The sequence below is a fragment of the Streptomyces gossypii genome (assembly GCF_025165795.1).
GTDB classification, from domain to species: domain Bacteria; phylum Actinomycetota; class Actinomycetes; order Streptomycetales; family Streptomycetaceae; genus Streptomyces; species Streptomyces gossypii.
The window spans coordinates 79,866-96,637 of sequence record NZ_JAJAGO010000001.1 but is presented as its reverse complement, the minus strand read 5'-3'; the positions used below and the strand labels follow the sequence as shown (position 1 = coordinate 96,637).

Below are 16,772 nucleotides of genomic sequence, written 5' to 3'. Positions count from 1 at the left end.
TCCGTACGAGGCCACACGCCGCGCGCCCGCCAGGGATTACGGGACAGCCCTTAATCGGCAGTAGCCGACGTCGCGAACGCACGTCAACCCCGACAGGAGAAACCACATGCACAAGGTCGTTTCGCGGGACGGCACCACGATCGCCTTCAAGAAGGAAGGCACCGGCCCTCCGCTCGTGCTTCTCGGCGGCGGATTCCGCGACCACACGGTCTTCACGCATTTCATTTCCGAGTTGGCACCGCACTGCACCACCTACGCCTACGACCGGCGGGGGCGCGGGGAAAGCGGCGACGCCCCGGCCTATGCGATCGAGCGGGAGATCGAGGACCTGGAAGCGGTGATCGCCGACGCCGGCGGCGAGGCGGCGGTGTTCGGCGGATCCAGCGGCGCGACCCTGGCACTGGAGGCGGCGATGGCCGGCTCCCCGATCACGAAACTGGCACTGCTCGAGCCCCCCTACCGGATGGAGGGGTACCAGCGGCCGCCGGACGACTTCGAGGTCACCCTGCGGGCGCTGCTGGAGCAGGAGAGGCGCGGCGACGCCGCCGAGTACTTCCTGGCCGAGCTGGTGGGGTTCTCCGCCGAGGCGATAGCCGAATGGCGGAGCAGCCCGATGTGGCCGGCGAACGAGGAGATGGCACACACCCTCCTCTACGACACGGCGATCATGGGGGACGGCGACCTCCCGGTGGAGCGCCTGGCGCGGACGAAGGTGGACACCCTGGTCATCAACAGCGACCACACCAGCGACTGGCTGCTCGCGGCGGCGCAGGCGACCGCGGACGCGCTGCCCAACGGCCGGCGGGTGGAACTGCCCGGTGTGTGGCACCGGGTGCCGCCGGAGGTGCTCGGCCCCGCCCTCGTCGAGTTCGTCAACGGCTGACGGGCAGCCCCGATCCGCCTACGCCGCCCCGGCGGCTCCACCGGCCTCCGGGAGGGGGGCGGCTACCACGGGATGGTGCCGTTCTCGTCCTGGGAGGTCCCGGTGGGGCCGTCGGGCCCCAGGGTGGCCAGCCGGACGGCGATCACGGCGCCCTGCTCCACCGTGCGGTGGCCGTGGTGGTTGTTGATGTCGGTGGCCGTGAAGCCCGGGTTGGCGGCATTGACCTTGATGCCGCTTGCCCGCAGCTCCTTGGCGTAGGCCACGGTGACGGCGTTCAGGGCGGTCTTGGAGGACTGGTAGGTGATGAGGTTGTAGTTCCTGAAGACGGACTCCGGGTCCGCGTTCAGGGTCAGCGACCCCACGTCGCTGGACATGTTCACGATGCGCCCGGCCGCCGACCGGCGCAGCAGCGGCAGCACCGCGTTGGTCACGGCCACCACTCCCAGGACGTTGGTGTCGTAGACCTCCCGCAGCTGATCAGGGGTCACCTCGCTGGGCGGGCCCTGGAAACCGCCGGTGATACCGGCATTGTTGACAAGGACGTCCAGACGGCCGTACCGCTCCTCGATTCGCCGGGCCGCGGCGGCTATGGAGACGCCGTCGGTCACATCGATCCGCAGCGCCTCGGCCGGCAGGCCGCTCTCCCGCAGCGCGTCCGCAGCCCGCTCGCCGCGCCCCTGGTCGCGGGCGCCCAGGAGCACGACGGCTCCCGCCTGCCCCAACTGCCGTGCTATCTCGAAGCCGAGGCCCTTGTTGGCCCCGGTGATCAGAGCGATCGTCGTCTTCGCGGCTGGCACGGCGCGACTCCTTGGGACACACCCCGCTGAGGGGCTGAGGGGCTGAGGGGCTGAGGGGCTGTGCGGTCTCAGGCCGGTGCCGGCTTGCCGAACCAGCGGGTCAGGGAATCCACCAGCCCGTCCGGCCCCGCCCCCGCACCGCCGGCCCAGGCGACATAGCCGTCCGGGCGGACCAGAAGTGCCTCGGCGCCCTCGAACGGGCCCCGCGCACCGGCGGACAGGGCACGCGCGCTGACGGTGTCGACCCGGTCGGCCCACCCGGCGGCCGCCTCCCGCAGCCCGGCACTGCCGGCAAGGTCCAGGAGGACGCCGCGCGCCGGATGCAGCAGCGCGAGGGAGGAAGTCCTGCCGGAGGCCCCGAAGTCCCCGGCCAGCTCCCGGTCGGGCAGCCGCCGCCCCAGGAGCGGATGGTCCCCGGCCCCCATCTCGTAGCGGATGTCCAGACCGGTCACCATGCCGATGAGATGCTTGCGGACGTCCTCGGACTCCATGAGGCCGGCGAAGGTCTCACGCATCGGCTGCATCCCCTCGTCCCCGATGTACAAGGTGCGCTGGGCAAGAGTGTTGGTCAGCACCCGGGCACCCACCGGGTGCCGCTCACTGTGGTAGGTGTCCAGCAGCTCCGGCGGCGCGTGGCCGTGGACCTCGGCGGCCAGCTTCCACCCCAGGTTCACCGCGTCCTGCACACCCGTGCTCATGCCCTGGCCGCCGATGGGCAGATGGATGTGCGCCGCGTCGCCGGCCAGCAGGACCCGCCCGCGCCGGTAGGTGCTCGCCTGACGGCTCGCGTCGGTGAACCTGCCGATCCACAAAGGCGTCCCCGCGCGGATGTCCTCACCGGTCAGCCGCTCCCAGGCCTGGGCCACCTCCGCGAAGGAGGGCGCCCCGTCGCCCTTGCGCGGCACCACGCCCCGCTCGTAGTAGGTGACCCGGTAGAGATCAGGGCCCTGCTGGAAGGCCAGGACCATCCCGCCCGGCACCCGCTCCCCGTTGGGACGCGGACGCACCTGGCACCCGGACACCTCCGCGAACGACATCTCGATCTGCGCGTCGTAGCCGGGAAAGCCGATGCCCGCCTTCTTGCGGATCATGCTCCTGCCGCCGTCACAGCCCACCAGATAGCCCGCACGCAGCCGCGTGCGCCCGCCCGGCGCCGACACCTCCACCTCGACCCCGTCATCGGCGGCGCCGAACTCCAGGACCTCCCAGCCGCGGCGCACATCCGCGCCCGACTCCCGGGCCCACTCCTCCAGAATGGCCACCGTCAGCGACTGCGGAACACCTTTCGCACCGTAGGAGCCGCCCTCTATCTCACGGTAATCGAGACCCACTCCGCCGAAATGCCCCACCGGAATCGTGTCCATCTCACCGAACCGCGGCAGCAGACCACGCTGGTCGAATACCTCTATCGTCCGCGCGGTGAAACCCAGGGCACGCGACTGGTCCGTCGCCTCCACCGCCCGCTCCAGGACGATGCATTCCACCCCGGCCAGCCGCAGCTCACCAGCGAGCATGAGCCCCACCGGACCGGCACCGACGATTATCACGTCCGTATCAGTGCTGCCCATATTCGCCTCCTGGTATTCAGCGGATAAAAATCCGCATGCCACACTGATGGTCAAACGAAGAGGAGCCGCAGGAACGCCAGGCACCGGCGGACGAACATTCGGCCACTATGCCAGGGCGGCCTACCCTGGGCAACGGGCCCTCCAATGCGCTCCCTTATGCCCGCCCGGCGAGGACCGGCAGCAGCACGCAGCGCACACAGCCCACGGGGCCTGACCACCGCACCCCGCCCCCGCGCGCGGCCGGTCCACCGCGGACAACGGCGGGGACGCCACCCCGGGACACCACCGGCCGGCATGACCGGCAACCAGCGAATTACCCCGGGGAGAGAAACAGCGAGACGCAAACACGGCAGGAACCCCACACACTAATACCGTGCCAACCAGCAGGCACCCGGCGCCCGTCCGACCGCTTGACCGGTGCCGGAGATACTGCCAGTCTTCCCGGCACCGCGAACACCCACGAAGCTGAGTTCCGCATTCAGGCCGGACAGGTCTGAAGGCTCAACCTCAGAACGCACGAACCAAGAATCAGGAAACACTGGGCTCGCGCTATCTCTTCGACGTCGGCATTACTTGTCAACATTACTGGAGGTGAAGAATGTACCAGGCGAAAAGACGTCTCCGGTTCACCACCTTGGCCACCGCCGTAGCCGGGGTATTGGCTCTCGGCCTCACTCTGCCCAGCACCGCGAACGGGCAGGAGAGCACCGAGGACAGCACGAAGACCAGCACCGTCGAGGTCGTCTACGAAGGCCTGAACGCGCCACGCAAGGTCACCTGGGACTCGCGGTTCAACGGCCTGCTCGTCGCGGAGTCCGGACGCACCAGCGCACCCTGCATCGGGGACAGCGCCGACGGCTGCTTCTCCAAATCCGGCGCCATCCTCGCCTACCGGCCGCAGGAAGACCGCGGCATGCGCGTCGTCACCGGACTGCCCGCGCTGTTCTCCTCGCGCGGAATGGCCGGGATCAGCGAGGTCAACCCGCACGGCAGCACCGAGGTGCGCGCCGTCTTCGGCCTCGGCGGCCGGGCCGCGACCCGGGACGCGCACGGGCCGGACGCCGCACCGCTGGGCCAGGTCAACCGCATCACCGTCACCGGCCGCGTCACCCCGGTCGCGGACCTGACCGGCTACGAAGAGCAGCACAACCCGGACGGCGACATCGTCGACAGCAACCCGTTCGGCATGATCAGCGACTCCTCCGGGTCGGCCGTGGTAGACGCCGCGGCCAACGACGTGCTGCACGTGGGCCGTGACGGCAGCACCAAGCTGCTCCAGGTACTGCCGACGCTGGAGTACGAGGGCAAGCAGCTCGCGTCCGTACCGTCCGCGATCGACCGCGGCCCGGACGGCGCCTACTACGTCGGCGAGATGGGCGGCTCACCCTCGGTCGGCAAGGCCCGGGTGTGGCGACTGGTGCCCGGCGGCGAACCGGAGCTGGTGTCCGGCGGCTTCACCAACGTCCTCGACCTCGCCTTCGACAAGCAGGGCCGCCCGCTGGTGCTGGAACTGGCCGAGAAGGGCCTGGCCTCCGGCGACCAGACCGGCCGCCTTGTGCGCATCGAGGCCGACGGCGGGCACACCGTGCTGGCCAGGGACGAACTGGCCCACCCCGGCGGCGTCACCGTCGCCCCCAACGGCGACATCTACGTCACCAACCGGATCACCTCCCCGGACGGCCAGGGCCAACTGCTGCGCATCCGCGCAGCCGGCTGACCCGCCCGCCCAAGGAGACCGGCCAGGTGGTGCGTGCGACGGAAGACGTCGTGCGCACCACCTGAGCGCGTCCGCGCCCCCGCCCGGCACCGCACCACCCCTGAGCCCCGCCGTGGGGAGACCTGCGCGCAGCTGTGCGACTGCGGAAACACCGCAGTCGCACAGGCCTTGCGACGTGCCGCTGCCTCGCTGCGCATCACCGGCGCAACAGGGATATGCCGTTCCACTTCGCACTATTGCGAGGGCGCAGAGCGGCGGCCATAGTCTCTGCAGGAAGTTACCGATCTCCCGGAAGAACCCCGGATCGGTCGACCATGCTGAGACAGCTGAGACAGCAAGGAGTCCTACGACACGCTCCTCGACCAGTCCGAAGCCGAACAGCCCGCGCGCGTCGCCGGCGCAGGCAAGAGCGGACTTTCTGAAGGTCTTTTGAAGGGCCGCCACGAGTGGAACACCCACCGGCCCGCCCACTCCCACTCGGCCGGGGAGTAACCGCGCCGGGAAGCACCTCCACGAGCCAGCCAGAGAGGAACCTCATGTCGACCATCATTCTTCCCGATCAACGGCCCGACGGGCGCCGCGGATTCGAAATCGTCCTGTCCAGCGCGGTGACCGGCGGCACCTCGGCACTGGTCGAAGCCAAGGTCGACGGCGCGATGTCCGGACCGCCGCTGCACACCCATCCGGAATCCGAGGAGACCTACTTCGTCGTATCGGGGACGCTGCTGCTCTACATCGACGGCGAGGTCACCGAACTGGGCCCCAGCGGGCTGGCTCACATCACCCGCGGCTCGCAGCACACCTGGGCGACCCCGGTGGGCGCCGGGGCGCACTTCCTGACGCTGCACACCCCGGGCGGCTACGAGAACTACCACCCCACGGCGCTGCAGGCCGAACGCGACAAGGGCGCCCCGCTCACCCAGGAAGACCTCTTCCAGCTGGCCAAGGGCTTCGACTGGGAACTCGCCGGCGAGGCGCCGCTGCGGATGACTCCGCTGGGCGTGCTGGTCCCCGCCGGCCAGGCCGACAAGGCGGCCGAGCACGCGGTGGCCCAGGAAGAGGCCGCCGCCGCGGCCTCGGGCACCGTGCCGGCCTAGGGCGTGTTTGAGAAGTCCCGCCTGTCTCGCGGGGTCCGGCACGCACGCTCGCTGCGTTGTCCGTCGTCGGCGCAGCCCGCTGCGCTCTCCTCCCTCCGCCTTGCGATCGCACGCACCGGACCCCGCGAGACCCGCCCTCCGGGCGGCCGACGCTACTTCTCACACACGCCCTAGGGCCCTCCACAAGGCCCACCCGCCCGCGCCGCCCGGAGCCTGACGCACGACCGGCCCGGCCCGCGAGCGCGGTCGCCGCACGGCACGGCACGGCACAAAGAAGGGGCATGACCGGATCCCGGTCATGCCCCTTCTCCGGCGTCACGGCCAGGTCGCACGGCCCCGGGCCGCAGCCCGCTGACGTCCCCTCACGAGAGGGCGGCCGCCGGGGAGTCCACCGCCGCCCGCGCCGAACCGAACCAGCGGCCCAGCGCCTCGCAGAGGTCACCGCCGCCGGGCGCGGCCCAGGCGATGTAGCCGTCGGGCCGGACGAGCACCGCGTCCGGCAGCGTGCGCGCGGGGCGGCCCTCCGCCGCGGGGGCCCAGCTGCCGGTCACGACATCGACACGGTCTGACCAGCCGGCGGCGAGCCGCTCCGCCTCACCGTCGCCGCCGGTGCTGATGAAGACGCCCCGCGCCTGGTGGAGCAGCTCGGCGACGCGGGTACGGCCCCCGTCGGGCAGCTCCACCTCACACTCGGGCGGCATGCGCATCCCCAGCAGCGGATGCTCACCGGAGCCCATGTCGTAGCGCACGCTCAGCCCGCTGACCATCCCGGCGAGATGTCCGGCCGCGGCCTTGTAGTCCACCAGCTCGCGCATGACCTCCCGCAGAGGCTCCATCTCCTCCCCGCTGAGGTACAGCATCGACCCGGCGTGGGTGTTGCGCATCAGCTGCTGCCCCAGCGGATACCGCTCGGTGTGATAGCTGTCCAGCAGGCCCTCGGGCGCCGAGCCGCCGATCACCGCGGCCAGCTTCCAGCCCAGGTTGACCGCGTCCTGGATACCGACGGCCAGCCCCCACCCGGCCAGCGGGGGAGTGTTGTGCGCGGCGTCCCCGGCGAGGAAGACCCGCCCGCGCCGGTACTCCGCGGCCAGCCCGGCGGCATTGCTGAAGGCGGCCATCCAGCGCGGCTGCGCATGGTGAAGGGACTCCCCGGTCATCCGCTGCCACGCGTCGGCGACCTCGGCGAACGTCAGTGCTTCGGAATCCGGACGCGGGCGCAGGCTCTTGTCGTGGATGAGGATCCGGTAGTAGCCGTCACCCAGGCTGATCGACAAGACCATGTTGCCGCCCGGCACGCGTTCCCCGATGGGACGCTGGTTGACCTCGGCGCCGGTGATGTCAGCCATGTACATGCCCCGGGTGGCCTCCCAGCCGGGAGCCTCGATGCCGGCTGCCGTGCGGATGGTGCTCCCGCCGCCGTCACAACCGACCAGATACCCGGCGCTCTCCTCGTGACGGCCCTGCGGACCCTCGAAGACCACCGTGACGCCGTCCTGCGTCTCACGGAAGCCGACCGCCTCGTATCCGCGCCGCACCGGCACGCCCAGCTCGCTCAGCCAGTTGGCCAGCATCTCCTCGGTCCGGGACTGCGGCAGCCCCCGCACGCCGTGATGCTCTTCATCCAGGGCGTCGAGGTCGATACGCAGGCCACCGAAATGGCTTTGCTGGCCCCAGTTGAAATCACCGAGCCGGGTCAGCAGTCCACGCTGGTCGAACAGCTCGGCCACCCGCTTGGTGAAACCAAGAGCACGTGATTCCCCCGAGGGGGCGGGAAGTTTGTCATAAACGACGACATCCACGCCGCCGAGCCGGAGTTCACCCGCAAGTGTTAATCCGACCGGCCCGGCACCCACAACTATTACGCGAGTTTTCACTTTCCGCTCTCCCGTGTCCATAGGATTGGAGAAACAAAAGACAATGCCTCTGCGACACCGAACGCCGACTTCCGGCCATTATGTTACAGCGGCAACTTGCTGAACAGACGGTGTCTGCGGGCCCGTTGCGGATGCTGCCCGCCTGCGGGACAGGCGAAAAGGAAAAGGCCGGAAACCGCCGTGGGGGCCCTTGCTTCCGTCCCGCGTGAAGACCTCTATGCCCCGGCCGTTCCCGCGTGCGCGCCGCCGGCGACCGGGGCGTCCCAGTCGACGAGGTAGTCGAACTGCCAGTCCATGTCCTCCGGTTGCACCGGCTTCGCCGCCGTCCCCGGATTGGCCTTGCTGTGATTGGTGCGGGTGGCCGCCGCGATGACCCGCTCGACCCGGGCCCGGCGCAGCCCCTCGTACGCCGCGAACGCCTCCTGGTGCGGCAGGTCGCGCAGAGCGCGGGCCAGCTGCACGCCGCTCTCGATCGCCAGCGAAGCACCCTGCCCCGAACTGGGGGACGCCGCGTGGACCGCGTCTCCGACCAGCACCATCCGCCCCCGGCTCCAGGTGGGCACCGTCGGCATCGTCTCCAGCGGCCCGGTGATCAGCAGATCGGCGGCCTCGGTCCGGCGCAGCATGTCCAAGGCGGGGGAGCGGTCCTGGGTGAACGCCTCACGCAGCCTGCCCAGCCATTCCCCCGGATCCACCTGCCGCGCCTGGGCCAGCGTCATCGGCTCAGGGTGCGGCAGATTCACGAACCAGCCGCCCGAGGAGTCCTGGTGGGCCAGATAGCCGAACGAGGCCCGCTCGCCGTAGCTGACATGCAGCTTGCCCTGCGTGGGGGCCAGCCCGGTCTCGCGCAGGGAGGCGGCGAAGCCGAGCAGACCCGCGTACCGGGGCTGCGGGGCCGCCGGGTCGATGAGCGGGCGAACCGAGGAACGGATACCGTCCGCCCCGACCAGCACGTCGGCGGCGGCCTGCGACCCGTCGGCGAAGCGCGCGCTCACCCCCTCACCGCTCTCCGCCACACCGACCAGCTCCTTGCCGTGCACCGTGCGGATGCCGCGGCGGGCCGCCTCCAGGTGCAGAGCCCGGGCCAGATCCCCGCGCCAGACGAACTGCGGGGCGGGCAGACCGGGCGGGACACCGAACCCGCCCAGCGGCTCACCGCTCCCGCTCTCCAGCACGGTGCCCCTCATGGAGGTGCCCACGCCGCGGACCACCGCGGCGGCACCGATCACCTCCAGGGCGTTCAGCCCGTTGGGGGCGATGCTCAGCCCGCCCCCGATCCCGTCGGCTCTGCTGCGGTACGCCTCGTACACCGTGGCCTCGATCCCGGCCTTGCCCAGAGCCATCGCCACGATCGGGCCGGCGATGCCCCCGCCGATGACCAGGGCCGTGCGGGTGTGCGAGCTCATCGGATCTCCTTCGTGGATACCCCGTGCTTCAGCGCGGGGAGTAAACGAAGCTCCTGCGGAGCAGGGCAGGGCAGGCGCAGCGCAGCCGGAAGCTCGAAGACCGGGAGAGAGGCGGACACGAAGACCTTCGCGCCGCCGCAGCCACCACGCCTCACGCACGCCTCATCCCCGACGGCCGCGGACGGCCGGAGAGTTCCGGCGGATATCCGGCGGCATGGCCGACTTCTCGGGTGAGAGTAGGTCAGCTGACCCCGGCCGACAACTGCTCGATCCGAGCCGCTGAACGCCCCCTTCCACTGGCCCGGCCCACGGCGGCCCTCAGCGCACCCAGGCGCCCTCCCCGGACACTCCGCAGCGGTGACCGGCCGTGTCCGACTGCGGAATCACCGCAGTTGAACGCCCTGATCGCTGTGGTCCGGCGGCCTGTGTCAAGGGCACAGCCCCGCCAGCCGCAGCACACAGGAGGCCCTGCCCCGCGCACCGGGGCCCAGACAGCCCAGGTAACACCGGCGGGTGTCACCCGCGGGCGCGCGGCGCCGCTGGGACCTGGGCGGGGGGCCGTAGGCGACAAGGAGGGCCTTGCCCGCCGCGAGGCACCCGGCCATGTGGAAAGCCCTCGGGTGGGAGTCCGTCGGGTGGACACGTATGCCGCGCAGTACCACCGCGACCGCCGCGCTGGTGCCGGCCCTCTGTCCGGCCAACTTCTCACGGACTCCCGCCTCCAGCGCCCGGCAGTAGGCGGACAGCTCTTGCGCACCGGGGTCCCCGCGCGTCTCCAGGGGGGCGGCCACCTCGAACGTGACGCCCTCCTGCCGGGGTTCGAAGTCCATGAGCGCCCACGCGAAAGAGCAGGGACCGCAGTGCAGACGCGCATACACGCCCTGGACACCGCGGATCGGACGAGGAGGGAACAACCTGGCTTCCAAATCCACGGGATCACGCTACCCGCAGCGGCACAACTGCACGGGGCCGGTCTTTCCCCCGCGCGGAGCGCGTGCACAGGCCCTCGGCAGGCCGGGGGCAGGCCCTGGGCGGCCAGGACCGGCGGCAGCAGGCGCTGCGTCAGCGCGGTGGCCCGGCCGCCCCCTGCGCGGGGGCAGCCGCCGCACCCGGGCACCGGCATCCGGGATACGCGCGGGGCGTGGTACAGGCTGTGGTTCGCCAGGTCCGGACAGCGCAGAACCCGCCGACCGGGTGACGGGCCGCAGTTGCCCCCCCGCCGCCCTGGGCGCCGGCCGGCTCGCGTCGGCGTGGGATGCGCGCGGGCGAGGACTTCAAAGTGGAACATCCCCGTCAGGGGCGGGGTTACCGCTCCTGACCCCCCGACGGGGTGAGACACGAGATCCGGCCACGCGGACGCACCTGCCGACATCGACCGAAAGAAGAAGATGAGCACCCAAGCACAGGCGAACATCGGAGTCGTCGGGCTGGCCGTCATGGGCTCCAACCTCGCGCGCAACCTCGCGAGCCGCGAGGGCAACACCGTTGCCGTCTACAACCGTTCACCCGGGCGCACCGACACCCTCATGGCGGAGCACGGCGACGCCGGGTTCCTCGCGGCCAAGACGATCGAGGAGTTCGCGGCGTCGCTCTCCAGGCCGCGCACCGCGATCATCATGGTGCAGGCAGGCAAGGGCACCGACGCCGTCATCGAAGCGCTCGCGGAAGTGTTCGAGGAAGGCGACATCATCGTCGACGGCGGCAACGCCAACTTCCACGACACGATCCGCCGCGAGGCCGCCCTGCGCGACCGCGGGCTCAACTTCGTCGGCGCGGGCATCTCGGGCGGCGAGGAGGGCGCGCTCAAGGGCCCCTCGATCATGCCCGGCGGATCGAAGGAGGCCTACCGGACGCTCGGCCCGATCCTCGCGTCGATCGCCGCCGTCGCCGAGGGCGAGCCGTGCGTGACGCACATCGGCACCGACGGCGCCGGCCACTTCGTCAAGATGATCCACAACGGCATCGAGTACGCCGACATGCAGCTGATCGCCGAGTCCTACGACCTGCTGCGCCGGGTGGGCGGCCACGGACCCGAGGCCATCGCCGCGGTGTTCGAGGAATGGAACAAGGGCGAACTGGAGAGCTACCTCATCGAGATCACGGCGGAGGTGCTGCGCCAGCGGGACGCGAAGACCGGCGGTTTGCTGATCGACTCGATCGCCGACCAGGCCGGCTCGAAGGGCACCGGCGTGTGGACGGTGCAGAACGCCGTCGGGCTCGGCGTGCCGGTCGGCGGCATCGCCGAGGCCGTCTTCGCACGCGCCGTGTCCTCCAAGCCAGACCAGCGGGCCGCGGTACAGCGGGTCGTCACCTCACGCCCCCGGATCCAGGAGGCGGGCGACGGCTTCGAGGACGACGTCCACAAGGCGCTCTACGCCTCGAAGATCATCGCGTACGCGCAGGGCTTCGACTCCGTCATCGCCGGTGCCCACGCCTACGGCTGGGACATCGACAAGGGCGCGGTCGCCAAGATCTGGCGCGGCGGCTGCATCATCCGCGCACAGTTCCTCAACCGCATCGTCGACGCGTACGAAAACAACGCGGCCCTCGCGACGCTCCTGGAGGACCCCTACTTCGCCCGGGCGGTCGCCGGCGGTGAAGCGGCCTGGCGCCGCATCGTCGCCAAGGCGGCCCTGTCCGGCATCCCGGTGCCCGGATTCGCCTCCGCCCTCAGCTACTACGACGCCCTCGCCTCCCCCCGCCTGCCCGCCGCGCTCGTCCAGGGGCAGCGCGACTTCTTCGGAGCGCACACCTACCAGTGCGTCGACCAGGAGGGCACCTTCCACACCCTCTGGTCGGGCGACCGCACCGAGATCAAGGCCGAACCCTCCACCCACTGACCACGGGGTGGTCCCGGCCGCCCACCACGGTGGTGCCTGTCTCGGGGCGGCCGGGGTCGGGCACGTCGGTGTATCCGATCGTAAGCACGACGAAGCGCCCCCGCCCGGGCCCGGGCCCGGCGAAGTCAACCCGTCCGCAGCCGCGTGTCCACGACCAGTTCGTTCAGCCGCGCACGGGCCCGGGCCCGGGGCTCCTGCGGCAGACCGGTGTCCGCTTCCGCCGTGTCCAGGGCGGCAGCGAGGGCTTCCACGTCTGCGGCCAGACGCTCCGTGCCCGGGGCGCCGGACATGTGGGCCAGGAGGCCGTGCTCGGCTTCGGCCTTGGCCCCGATGAGGTCGGGGAGGAAGCCTGGGGCCTGACCGGCCTCCAGCAGTGAGGGCAGGTGGGCGAGCACCTCCTGAGTGCGCATCAGGTGGATGCCGGTCAGCAGGACGCGGAAGGTGTAGAGCAGCGGCTTGAGCTCACCGGTCTTCTCGAAACGCCTCCACTGGGTCCTGGCGAAGCCCCGGTAGTGGCGTGCGTGGTGCCGGGTCAGCAAACGGGGTGCGAGCGCCACCAGTTCGGTATGGGCCGCCGTGGTGTGGGCGACCAGCGGGGAGAGCAGCTGTTCCAGCACGTAGCCGTTCGGCTGGAGCAGGAGGCGGGCGAACTTGGCAAGGTCGTGGGTGACCAGGTCCATCTCCACTCCGTGGCGGTCCCACGTGCGCGCGTGGGTCTCCCGTACGGAGGCCAGCCCCAGCACCTCGCGCAGGGGCAGCAGGTGGACACCGCGCAGATCGACGTCGGAGTCGCGGGAAGGGAAGCCGTACAGGTGCGCCCCGGAGACGGTGGCGAACAGCAGGGCGTGCTGCTGGCCGGCGATGACCGGCGCGAGGTCGGGCAGGCCGTATGCCGGGAGGGTGACGGTCAGGGGAGCGGTCATGTCCGGCTGCTTTCCCCGCGAAGGGACCGGCGGCGTACCGAGACGAGCCAGCCCTCCACGCGTGCGGTGTCGGGGTCTTCGGGCAGAGGGCTGCGGGCGAGCGCTTCGTCCAGGCGTACGGCCAGGCGGTCGCGCCAGGCGCAGACCTCTTCCCAGGACAGTTCGCCCCGGCGCACGGCCAGGAGCCGGGCGCGGTAGGGCCCGGCGTCGATCTGCACGGTGCCCTCCTCCAGGAGCGCGGCACCGCTGATCATCAGGCGGAGCAGGTGCAGGACGTGCTTCCAGCGGGGCTCGCCCTCGCGCTCCCGCCGCGCGTGCGCCTTGGCGAACTGGGCCTGCGCGTACCGCGCGTAGGTGCGGTGGGCACGGCGGGAGAGGAAGGCGGGGGAGAGCGCGCGCAGTTCGCAGCCGAGCGGCGTGCTGTGCTCGACAAGAGGACTGTGCAGTACTTCCAGGAGGTTGGGATTGGCGGTCAGGGCGAGTGCGCAGAACCGCTCGACCTCCCAGCTGAACTGCTCGGGCAGAGGGCCCTCCATGTGGGTGGGCGGCTTGCCGATGCGCCAGAAGTCCTCGGTCGGGGCGACATACACACCCCGCCGATCGACATCCGAAGCGGCGGTTGCGAGCCCGAACGCGCGCGATCCCACGACCACCGACAAGATGCTGCGCTGCTCGGCCACGTGCTGCCCCTGCGACATGCGGCCCATCTTCGCCGCGGCACGGGGCACCTGGCCAGCGGGTTTCCGGCAGGGCACGGGAATGGAACGGCTACGCCCCGCCCGCAGCCCAGGAACGCGACCTGGACGGCGAACTGGACCGGCGCCTGGCGCAGACGCAGGTCACCAGCCGGTGAGCGACGCCATGCATGTCGTCCTGGACGACACCGCGATGGCTGCGGCGGGCCAGGGCAACGTCCTCGCCTCCCGGCTCATCCACCGCGCCCACGCCGAACCGGGCTGGTTCCTCTACGCGCCGGTGTGCGCGCTGGTCGCAGCGGACCGGGCTGTAAGCGGGCCGAGGCCGTGATTCGCGATCCCGTTGCCCCGGCGGCAGCGGCCTTCCGGCCGAAGTTTTTTCGCCAGGCGCCCATGGCCCGCCGCCTGATCCAGGAACCCGCCCTCGCTCCACGAGGGCCGGATTCACGCGGGGGAGCGCGCGAGGCGGAACCCCACGTCGTCGACCTGGAACGCGGGGTGGCTGCGGCGCCGCGCCGAGGCCCGGCAACTCCAGTGCTCATCGAACCAGCCGCCGCCGCGGAGTACCCGGTAGGTGCCGTAGACCTCGGCGTCGTAGACGTCCCAGCACCAGTCCCAGACGTTGCCGAGCATGTCGTAGAGGCCCCACGGGTTGGGGCGTTTGCCGCCCACGGCGTGGATGCGCTCCTGCGAGTTGCCGCGGTACCAGGCGATCTCGTCGAGCGGCGCGTAGTGCGGCCCGGCCGTGCCGGCGCGGCAGGCGTGCTCCCACTCGGCTTCGGTCGGCAGCCGGTACCCGTCGGTGGACGCGTCCCACTCGATGCCCTCGCCGTCCGCATGCAGGCGGTAGGCGGGGGCGAACCCCTCGCGCAGGGACAGGGCGTTGCAGAACCGTGCCGCGTCCTGCCAGGAAACGCACTCCACGGGCAGCTGGTCCCCCACGGCGGTGCTCGGGTGCCGGCCGGTGATCTGTGCGTACAACGCCTGGGTGACCGGGAGAGCCGCGAGCTGGTAGGGGGCGAGCTCGACCGGCCAACTGCGCTGCGTCCGCCGGTCCGACAGTGTCACCACCCCCGCTGGGATGGTGACCATCTCGCTTCCCGCAGCCACGTCCATGATCCAGGGAGCCTACCGGGAGGGAGGTGTCCTCTCGCCACGGCGAGGCCCGACCGGACCGGGGTACGGGCGGGCGGCCGTAGCCTCACGGGGCGCAGGCCTCGGCGATGGACAGGCTGTTCTCGTAGAGGTGGTGCCGGGTGATCCGGCCGTCCTGGACGCTCAGGTGCAGCGCGAACGGGCCCTGGAAGGACTTTCCCGTCGCCCGCACGGTCCCCGACACGTGCCCCGTCAAGACGGCGCCGGTGCCGTCGACGAGGAAGGCGTCGACGGAGGCGCGCGCGTCCTCGGGCACGGTGTACTGCATCAACTCGGTGAACTGGGCGGCGCATTCGGCGGCGGTGGAGCGCGGGCGGATCCACGGGACGCCGGGGTTCTCGGCGAGCAGCCAGTCGACCTCGTCGGCGAAGAGCGTGGCGAGGCGTGCGGTGTCACCGGCCACCCGGGCGGCAAGGAACTCCTGCACGACGGCCCGGGTGGCCTCGCTGACAAAACTGTCGGCGGCGGCTGAACCCGGCTGCTGTACAGGGGACTTGACGGACATGACGCTCTCCTCGCGGCTGCGGCCGGATCCTGGGCGGGGGCTCCCGCCGATGTGCTTGATCCTGCCGGGCTGGGGGAGAAAGGTCGATTACCCCGCAGGTAAGGAGCGCAGGTCAGCGGCCGAGGTGCTCCACAGGCTGGCGCAGGATGGTCTTCAGCTTCTCGGGGGCGCTCTTGCGGGGGTCGCCGAGGTAGATCTCGTGGTGCAGGCCCGATGCCCGCAGGCCGTTGGCGCCGAGGAAGGTGTGGTGGAGCTCTTCGAGTACGGGGGCCTCGTCGTCGTAGGAGCCGATGTGCAGCACCTGGGCGCTGGGGCCTTCACGGAGCGTCAGATGCCGGACCAGGGAGATCGCGGGGAGCTTCTTCCTGGCCAGCGCGGTCTGCCCGGCCTCCTCGGTCATCTCCTTCGTGATCCAGGAGGGCAGGCTGATGAGCATGGTCCACTTCCAGGCGTCCTTGGCGCGGGTGGTGAAAGCGTCGGGCTGGTCCGACCACCACAGCCCTTCCAGCGGGGCGACGACGAAGTCGCCGCCGGCCGTGCGCTTGCCGGCGAACTTGAGGGTGTAGGCGACCGCGTAGAGGGCCTCGACCGCGCTCGCGTAGGCGGGCGAGGTGTTCGGGTCCCCGGCGCCGTCGACGGCGATGAACTGCTGCTGGGGAACGTCCACGACGGCCCACGCGGTGTTCTTGGGCGCGTAGAGCTCCTTGTGCTCCCGCTTGACGTCGTACGGTGCCATCGGTGTCTCACTTCCTGGAAGGTGCGCACCGGCATCGGCCAGCGATGCCCGGTACCGGGCCAGCCACACCTGTTCGGCTGACAGCTGACTGAGGGAGTAGTCGAAGATCGCGCGCACGAACTCCGGGGCGCCCCGCTCCTGGGACGCGGCCCGTCGGACGTCTTCCACGCGCTCGGCGAGCGCCCTGGAGCGCTGGTCCAGCGCGTCGAGCAGGCGCTCACGGCCGAGGGCCGGCTGATTGGCCAGCCCCACCAGGACACGCGGGAAGAGCGGATGGGGCTGTGCGATCGCCTCCTGGGCCGCGGTCGCGCAGGCTCTGCGCCCCTCGGCAGTCGCGGCGTACACCTTGCGCCCCTTGCCGCTCCCGGACTGCGACGCGTCGGTCTGGGCGATCAGGCCGCGCTCCCGGAGCTTGGTCATCAGATAGTAGATCGAGCTGAACCCGATCTCCGTCCACTCGCGCATCCCCCGCTCGGCGATCACTGCCTCCAGTTCGTATCCGTGTCGAGGCTGCTCCACCAGCAGGCCGAGCAACGTCAGTTCGGCAGCGGAAAGACCTGAGCTCATGCCTCCTAT

The 16,772-nt window shown here is 71.0% G+C and carries 15 protein-coding genes; 5 read left to right on the top strand and 10 right to left on the bottom strand.

Annotated elements, in window-relative coordinates; translation table 11 throughout:
• Positions 1-106 precede the first annotated feature (106 nt).
• Entirely contained in the window at positions 107-883 is a 777-nt protein-coding gene (locus tag LHJ74_RS00405) for an alpha/beta fold hydrolase (RefSeq protein ID WP_260215326.1), read from the top strand.
• A gap of 62 nt (positions 884-945) precedes the next feature.
• On the opposite strand, the gene LHJ74_RS00400 is transcribed toward LHJ74_RS00405, so the two are convergent.
• Positions 946-1,680, bottom strand: a complete 735-nt coding sequence (locus LHJ74_RS00400; RefSeq protein ID WP_260215324.1) for an SDR family oxidoreductase — start codon at positions 1,678-1,680, stop codon at positions 946-948.
• Between the two features lie 68 nt (positions 1,681-1,748).
• Positions 1,749-3,248, bottom strand: a complete 1,500-nt coding sequence (locus LHJ74_RS00395; protein ID WP_260215323.1) for an FAD-dependent monooxygenase — start codon at positions 3,246-3,248, stop codon at positions 1,749-1,751.
• Between the two features lie 598 nt (positions 3,249-3,846).
• On the opposite strand from LHJ74_RS00395, the gene LHJ74_RS00390 reads away from it, so the two are divergent.
• Together LHJ74_RS00390 and LHJ74_RS00385 are read left to right on the top strand one after the other, a co-directional pair.
• On the top strand, positions 3,847-4,965 hold the full coding sequence (locus tag LHJ74_RS00390; protein ID WP_260215322.1) for a ScyD/ScyE family protein: 1,119 nt from the start codon (positions 3,847-3,849) through the stop codon (positions 4,963-4,965).
• A gap of 536 nt (positions 4,966-5,501) precedes the next feature.
• On the top strand, positions 5,502-6,062 hold the full coding sequence (locus LHJ74_RS00385; RefSeq protein ID WP_260215321.1) for a cupin domain-containing protein: 561 nt from the start codon (positions 5,502-5,504) through the stop codon (positions 6,060-6,062).
• Positions 6,063-6,424: 362 nt separating this feature from the next.
• Here LHJ74_RS00385 and LHJ74_RS00380 read toward each other — a convergent pair whose 3' ends face one another.
• From LHJ74_RS00380 to LHJ74_RS00370, 3 genes are all read right to left on the bottom strand, one after another.
• A complete protein-coding gene (locus LHJ74_RS00380; protein WP_260215320.1) occupies positions 6,425-7,957 on the bottom strand; it encodes an FAD-dependent monooxygenase in 1,533 nt (510 codons plus the stop codon).
• Positions 7,958-8,151: 194 nt separating this feature from the next.
• A complete protein-coding gene (locus LHJ74_RS00375; protein WP_260215319.1) occupies positions 8,152-9,342 on the bottom strand; it encodes an FAD-dependent oxidoreductase in 1,191 nt (396 codons plus the stop codon).
• A gap of 428 nt (positions 9,343-9,770) precedes the next feature.
• Positions 9,771-10,172: a hypothetical protein gene (locus LHJ74_RS00370; protein WP_260215318.1), complete on the bottom strand. Its 402-nt coding sequence runs from the start codon at positions 10,170-10,172 to the stop codon at positions 9,771-9,773.
• Between the two features lie 558 nt (positions 10,173-10,730).
• Here LHJ74_RS00370 and gnd point away from each other — a divergent pair.
• Positions 10,731-12,182, top strand: coding sequence for an NADP-dependent phosphogluconate dehydrogenase (gene gnd / locus LHJ74_RS00365; RefSeq protein ID WP_260215316.1), 1,452 nt, complete (start codon positions 10,731-10,733; stop codon positions 12,180-12,182).
• Between the two features lie 125 nt (positions 12,183-12,307).
• Here gnd and LHJ74_RS00360 read toward each other — a convergent pair whose 3' ends face one another.
• Together LHJ74_RS00360 and LHJ74_RS00355 are read right to left on the bottom strand one after the other, a co-directional pair.
• Positions 12,308-13,105 carry a nucleotidyltransferase domain-containing protein gene (locus LHJ74_RS00360; RefSeq protein WP_260215314.1) on the bottom strand — a complete coding sequence of 266 codons (798 nt, stop codon included), beginning with the start codon at positions 13,103-13,105 and terminating at the stop codon, positions 12,308-12,310.
• Positions 13,102-13,803 carry a nucleotidyltransferase domain-containing protein gene (locus LHJ74_RS00355; RefSeq protein ID WP_260215313.1) on the bottom strand — a complete coding sequence of 234 codons (702 nt, stop codon included), beginning with the start codon at positions 13,801-13,803 and terminating at the stop codon, positions 13,102-13,104. The genes LHJ74_RS00360 and LHJ74_RS00355 overlap by 4 nt, the downstream gene beginning before the upstream one ends.
• Positions 13,804-13,954: 151 nt before the next feature.
• On the opposite strand from LHJ74_RS00355, the gene LHJ74_RS00350 reads away from it, so the two are divergent.
• Positions 13,955-14,131, top strand: a complete 177-nt coding sequence (locus LHJ74_RS00350) for a hypothetical protein (RefSeq protein WP_260215967.1) — start codon at positions 13,955-13,957, stop codon at positions 14,129-14,131.
• Positions 14,132-14,244: 113 nt separating this feature from the next.
• Here the strand turns inward: LHJ74_RS00350 and LHJ74_RS00345 are convergent, their stop codons facing one another.
• The 3 genes from LHJ74_RS00345 to LHJ74_RS00335 all read right to left on the bottom strand — a co-directional run bounded on the left by LHJ74_RS00345 (position 14,245) and on the right by LHJ74_RS00335 (position 16,763).
• Positions 14,245-14,916: a formylglycine-generating enzyme family protein gene (locus LHJ74_RS00345; RefSeq protein ID WP_260215312.1), complete on the bottom strand. Its 672-nt coding sequence runs from the start codon at positions 14,914-14,916 to the stop codon at positions 14,245-14,247.
• An 85-nt stretch (positions 14,917-15,001) separates the two neighbouring features.
• Positions 15,002-15,460, bottom strand: a complete 459-nt coding sequence (locus LHJ74_RS00340; RefSeq protein WP_260215311.1) for a nuclear transport factor 2 family protein — start codon at positions 15,458-15,460, stop codon at positions 15,002-15,004.
• Positions 15,461-15,572: 112 nt separating this feature from the next.
• The gene (locus LHJ74_RS00335) at positions 15,573-16,763 is read right to left on the bottom strand and encodes a GyrI-like domain-containing protein (RefSeq protein WP_260215310.1); all 1,191 of its coding nucleotides are present in this window, start codon (positions 16,761-16,763) and stop codon (positions 15,573-15,575) included.
• Positions 16,764-16,772 lie beyond the last annotated feature (9 nt).

Coding starts and splice junctions, on each gene's coding strand:
- LHJ74_RS00405 (WP_260215326.1), top strand. CDS start 107: ATGCACAAGGTCGTTTCGCGGGACGGCACCACGATCGCCTTCAAGAAG.
- LHJ74_RS00395 (WP_260215323.1), bottom strand. CDS start 3,248: ATGGGCAGCACTGATACGGACGTGATAATCGTCGGTGCCGGTCCGGTG.
- LHJ74_RS00390 (WP_260215322.1), top strand. CDS start 3,847: ATGTACCAGGCGAAAAGACGTCTCCGGTTCACCACCTTGGCCACCGCC.
- LHJ74_RS00385 (WP_260215321.1), top strand. CDS start 5,502: ATGTCGACCATCATTCTTCCCGATCAACGGCCCGACGGGCGCCGCGGA.
- LHJ74_RS00380 (WP_260215320.1), bottom strand. CDS start 7,957: ATGGACACGGGAGAGCGGAAAGTGAAAACTCGCGTAATAGTTGTGGGT.
- LHJ74_RS00375 (WP_260215319.1), bottom strand. CDS start 9,342: ATGAGCTCGCACACCCGCACGGCCCTGGTCATCGGCGGGGGCATCGCC.
- LHJ74_RS00370 (WP_260215318.1), bottom strand. CDS start 10,172: ATGGACTTCGAACCCCGGCAGGAGGGCGTCACGTTCGAGGTGGCCGCC.
- gnd (WP_260215316.1), top strand. CDS start 10,731: ATGAGCACCCAAGCACAGGCGAACATCGGAGTCGTCGGGCTGGCCGTC.
- LHJ74_RS00360 (WP_260215314.1), bottom strand. CDS start 13,105: ATGACCGCTCCCCTGACCGTCACCCTCCCGGCATACGGCCTGCCCGAC.
- LHJ74_RS00355 (WP_260215313.1), bottom strand. CDS start 13,803: ATGTCGCAGGGGCAGCACGTGGCCGAGCAGCGCAGCATCTTGTCGGTG.
- LHJ74_RS00345 (WP_260215312.1), bottom strand. CDS start 14,916: ATGGACGTGGCTGCGGGAAGCGAGATGGTCACCATCCCAGCGGGGGTG.
- LHJ74_RS00340 (WP_260215311.1), bottom strand. CDS start 15,460: ATGTCCGTCAAGTCCCCTGTACAGCAGCCGGGTTCAGCCGCCGCCGAC.
- LHJ74_RS00335 (WP_260215310.1), bottom strand. CDS start 16,763: ATGAGCTCAGGTCTTTCCGCTGCCGAACTGACGTTGCTCGGCCTGCTG.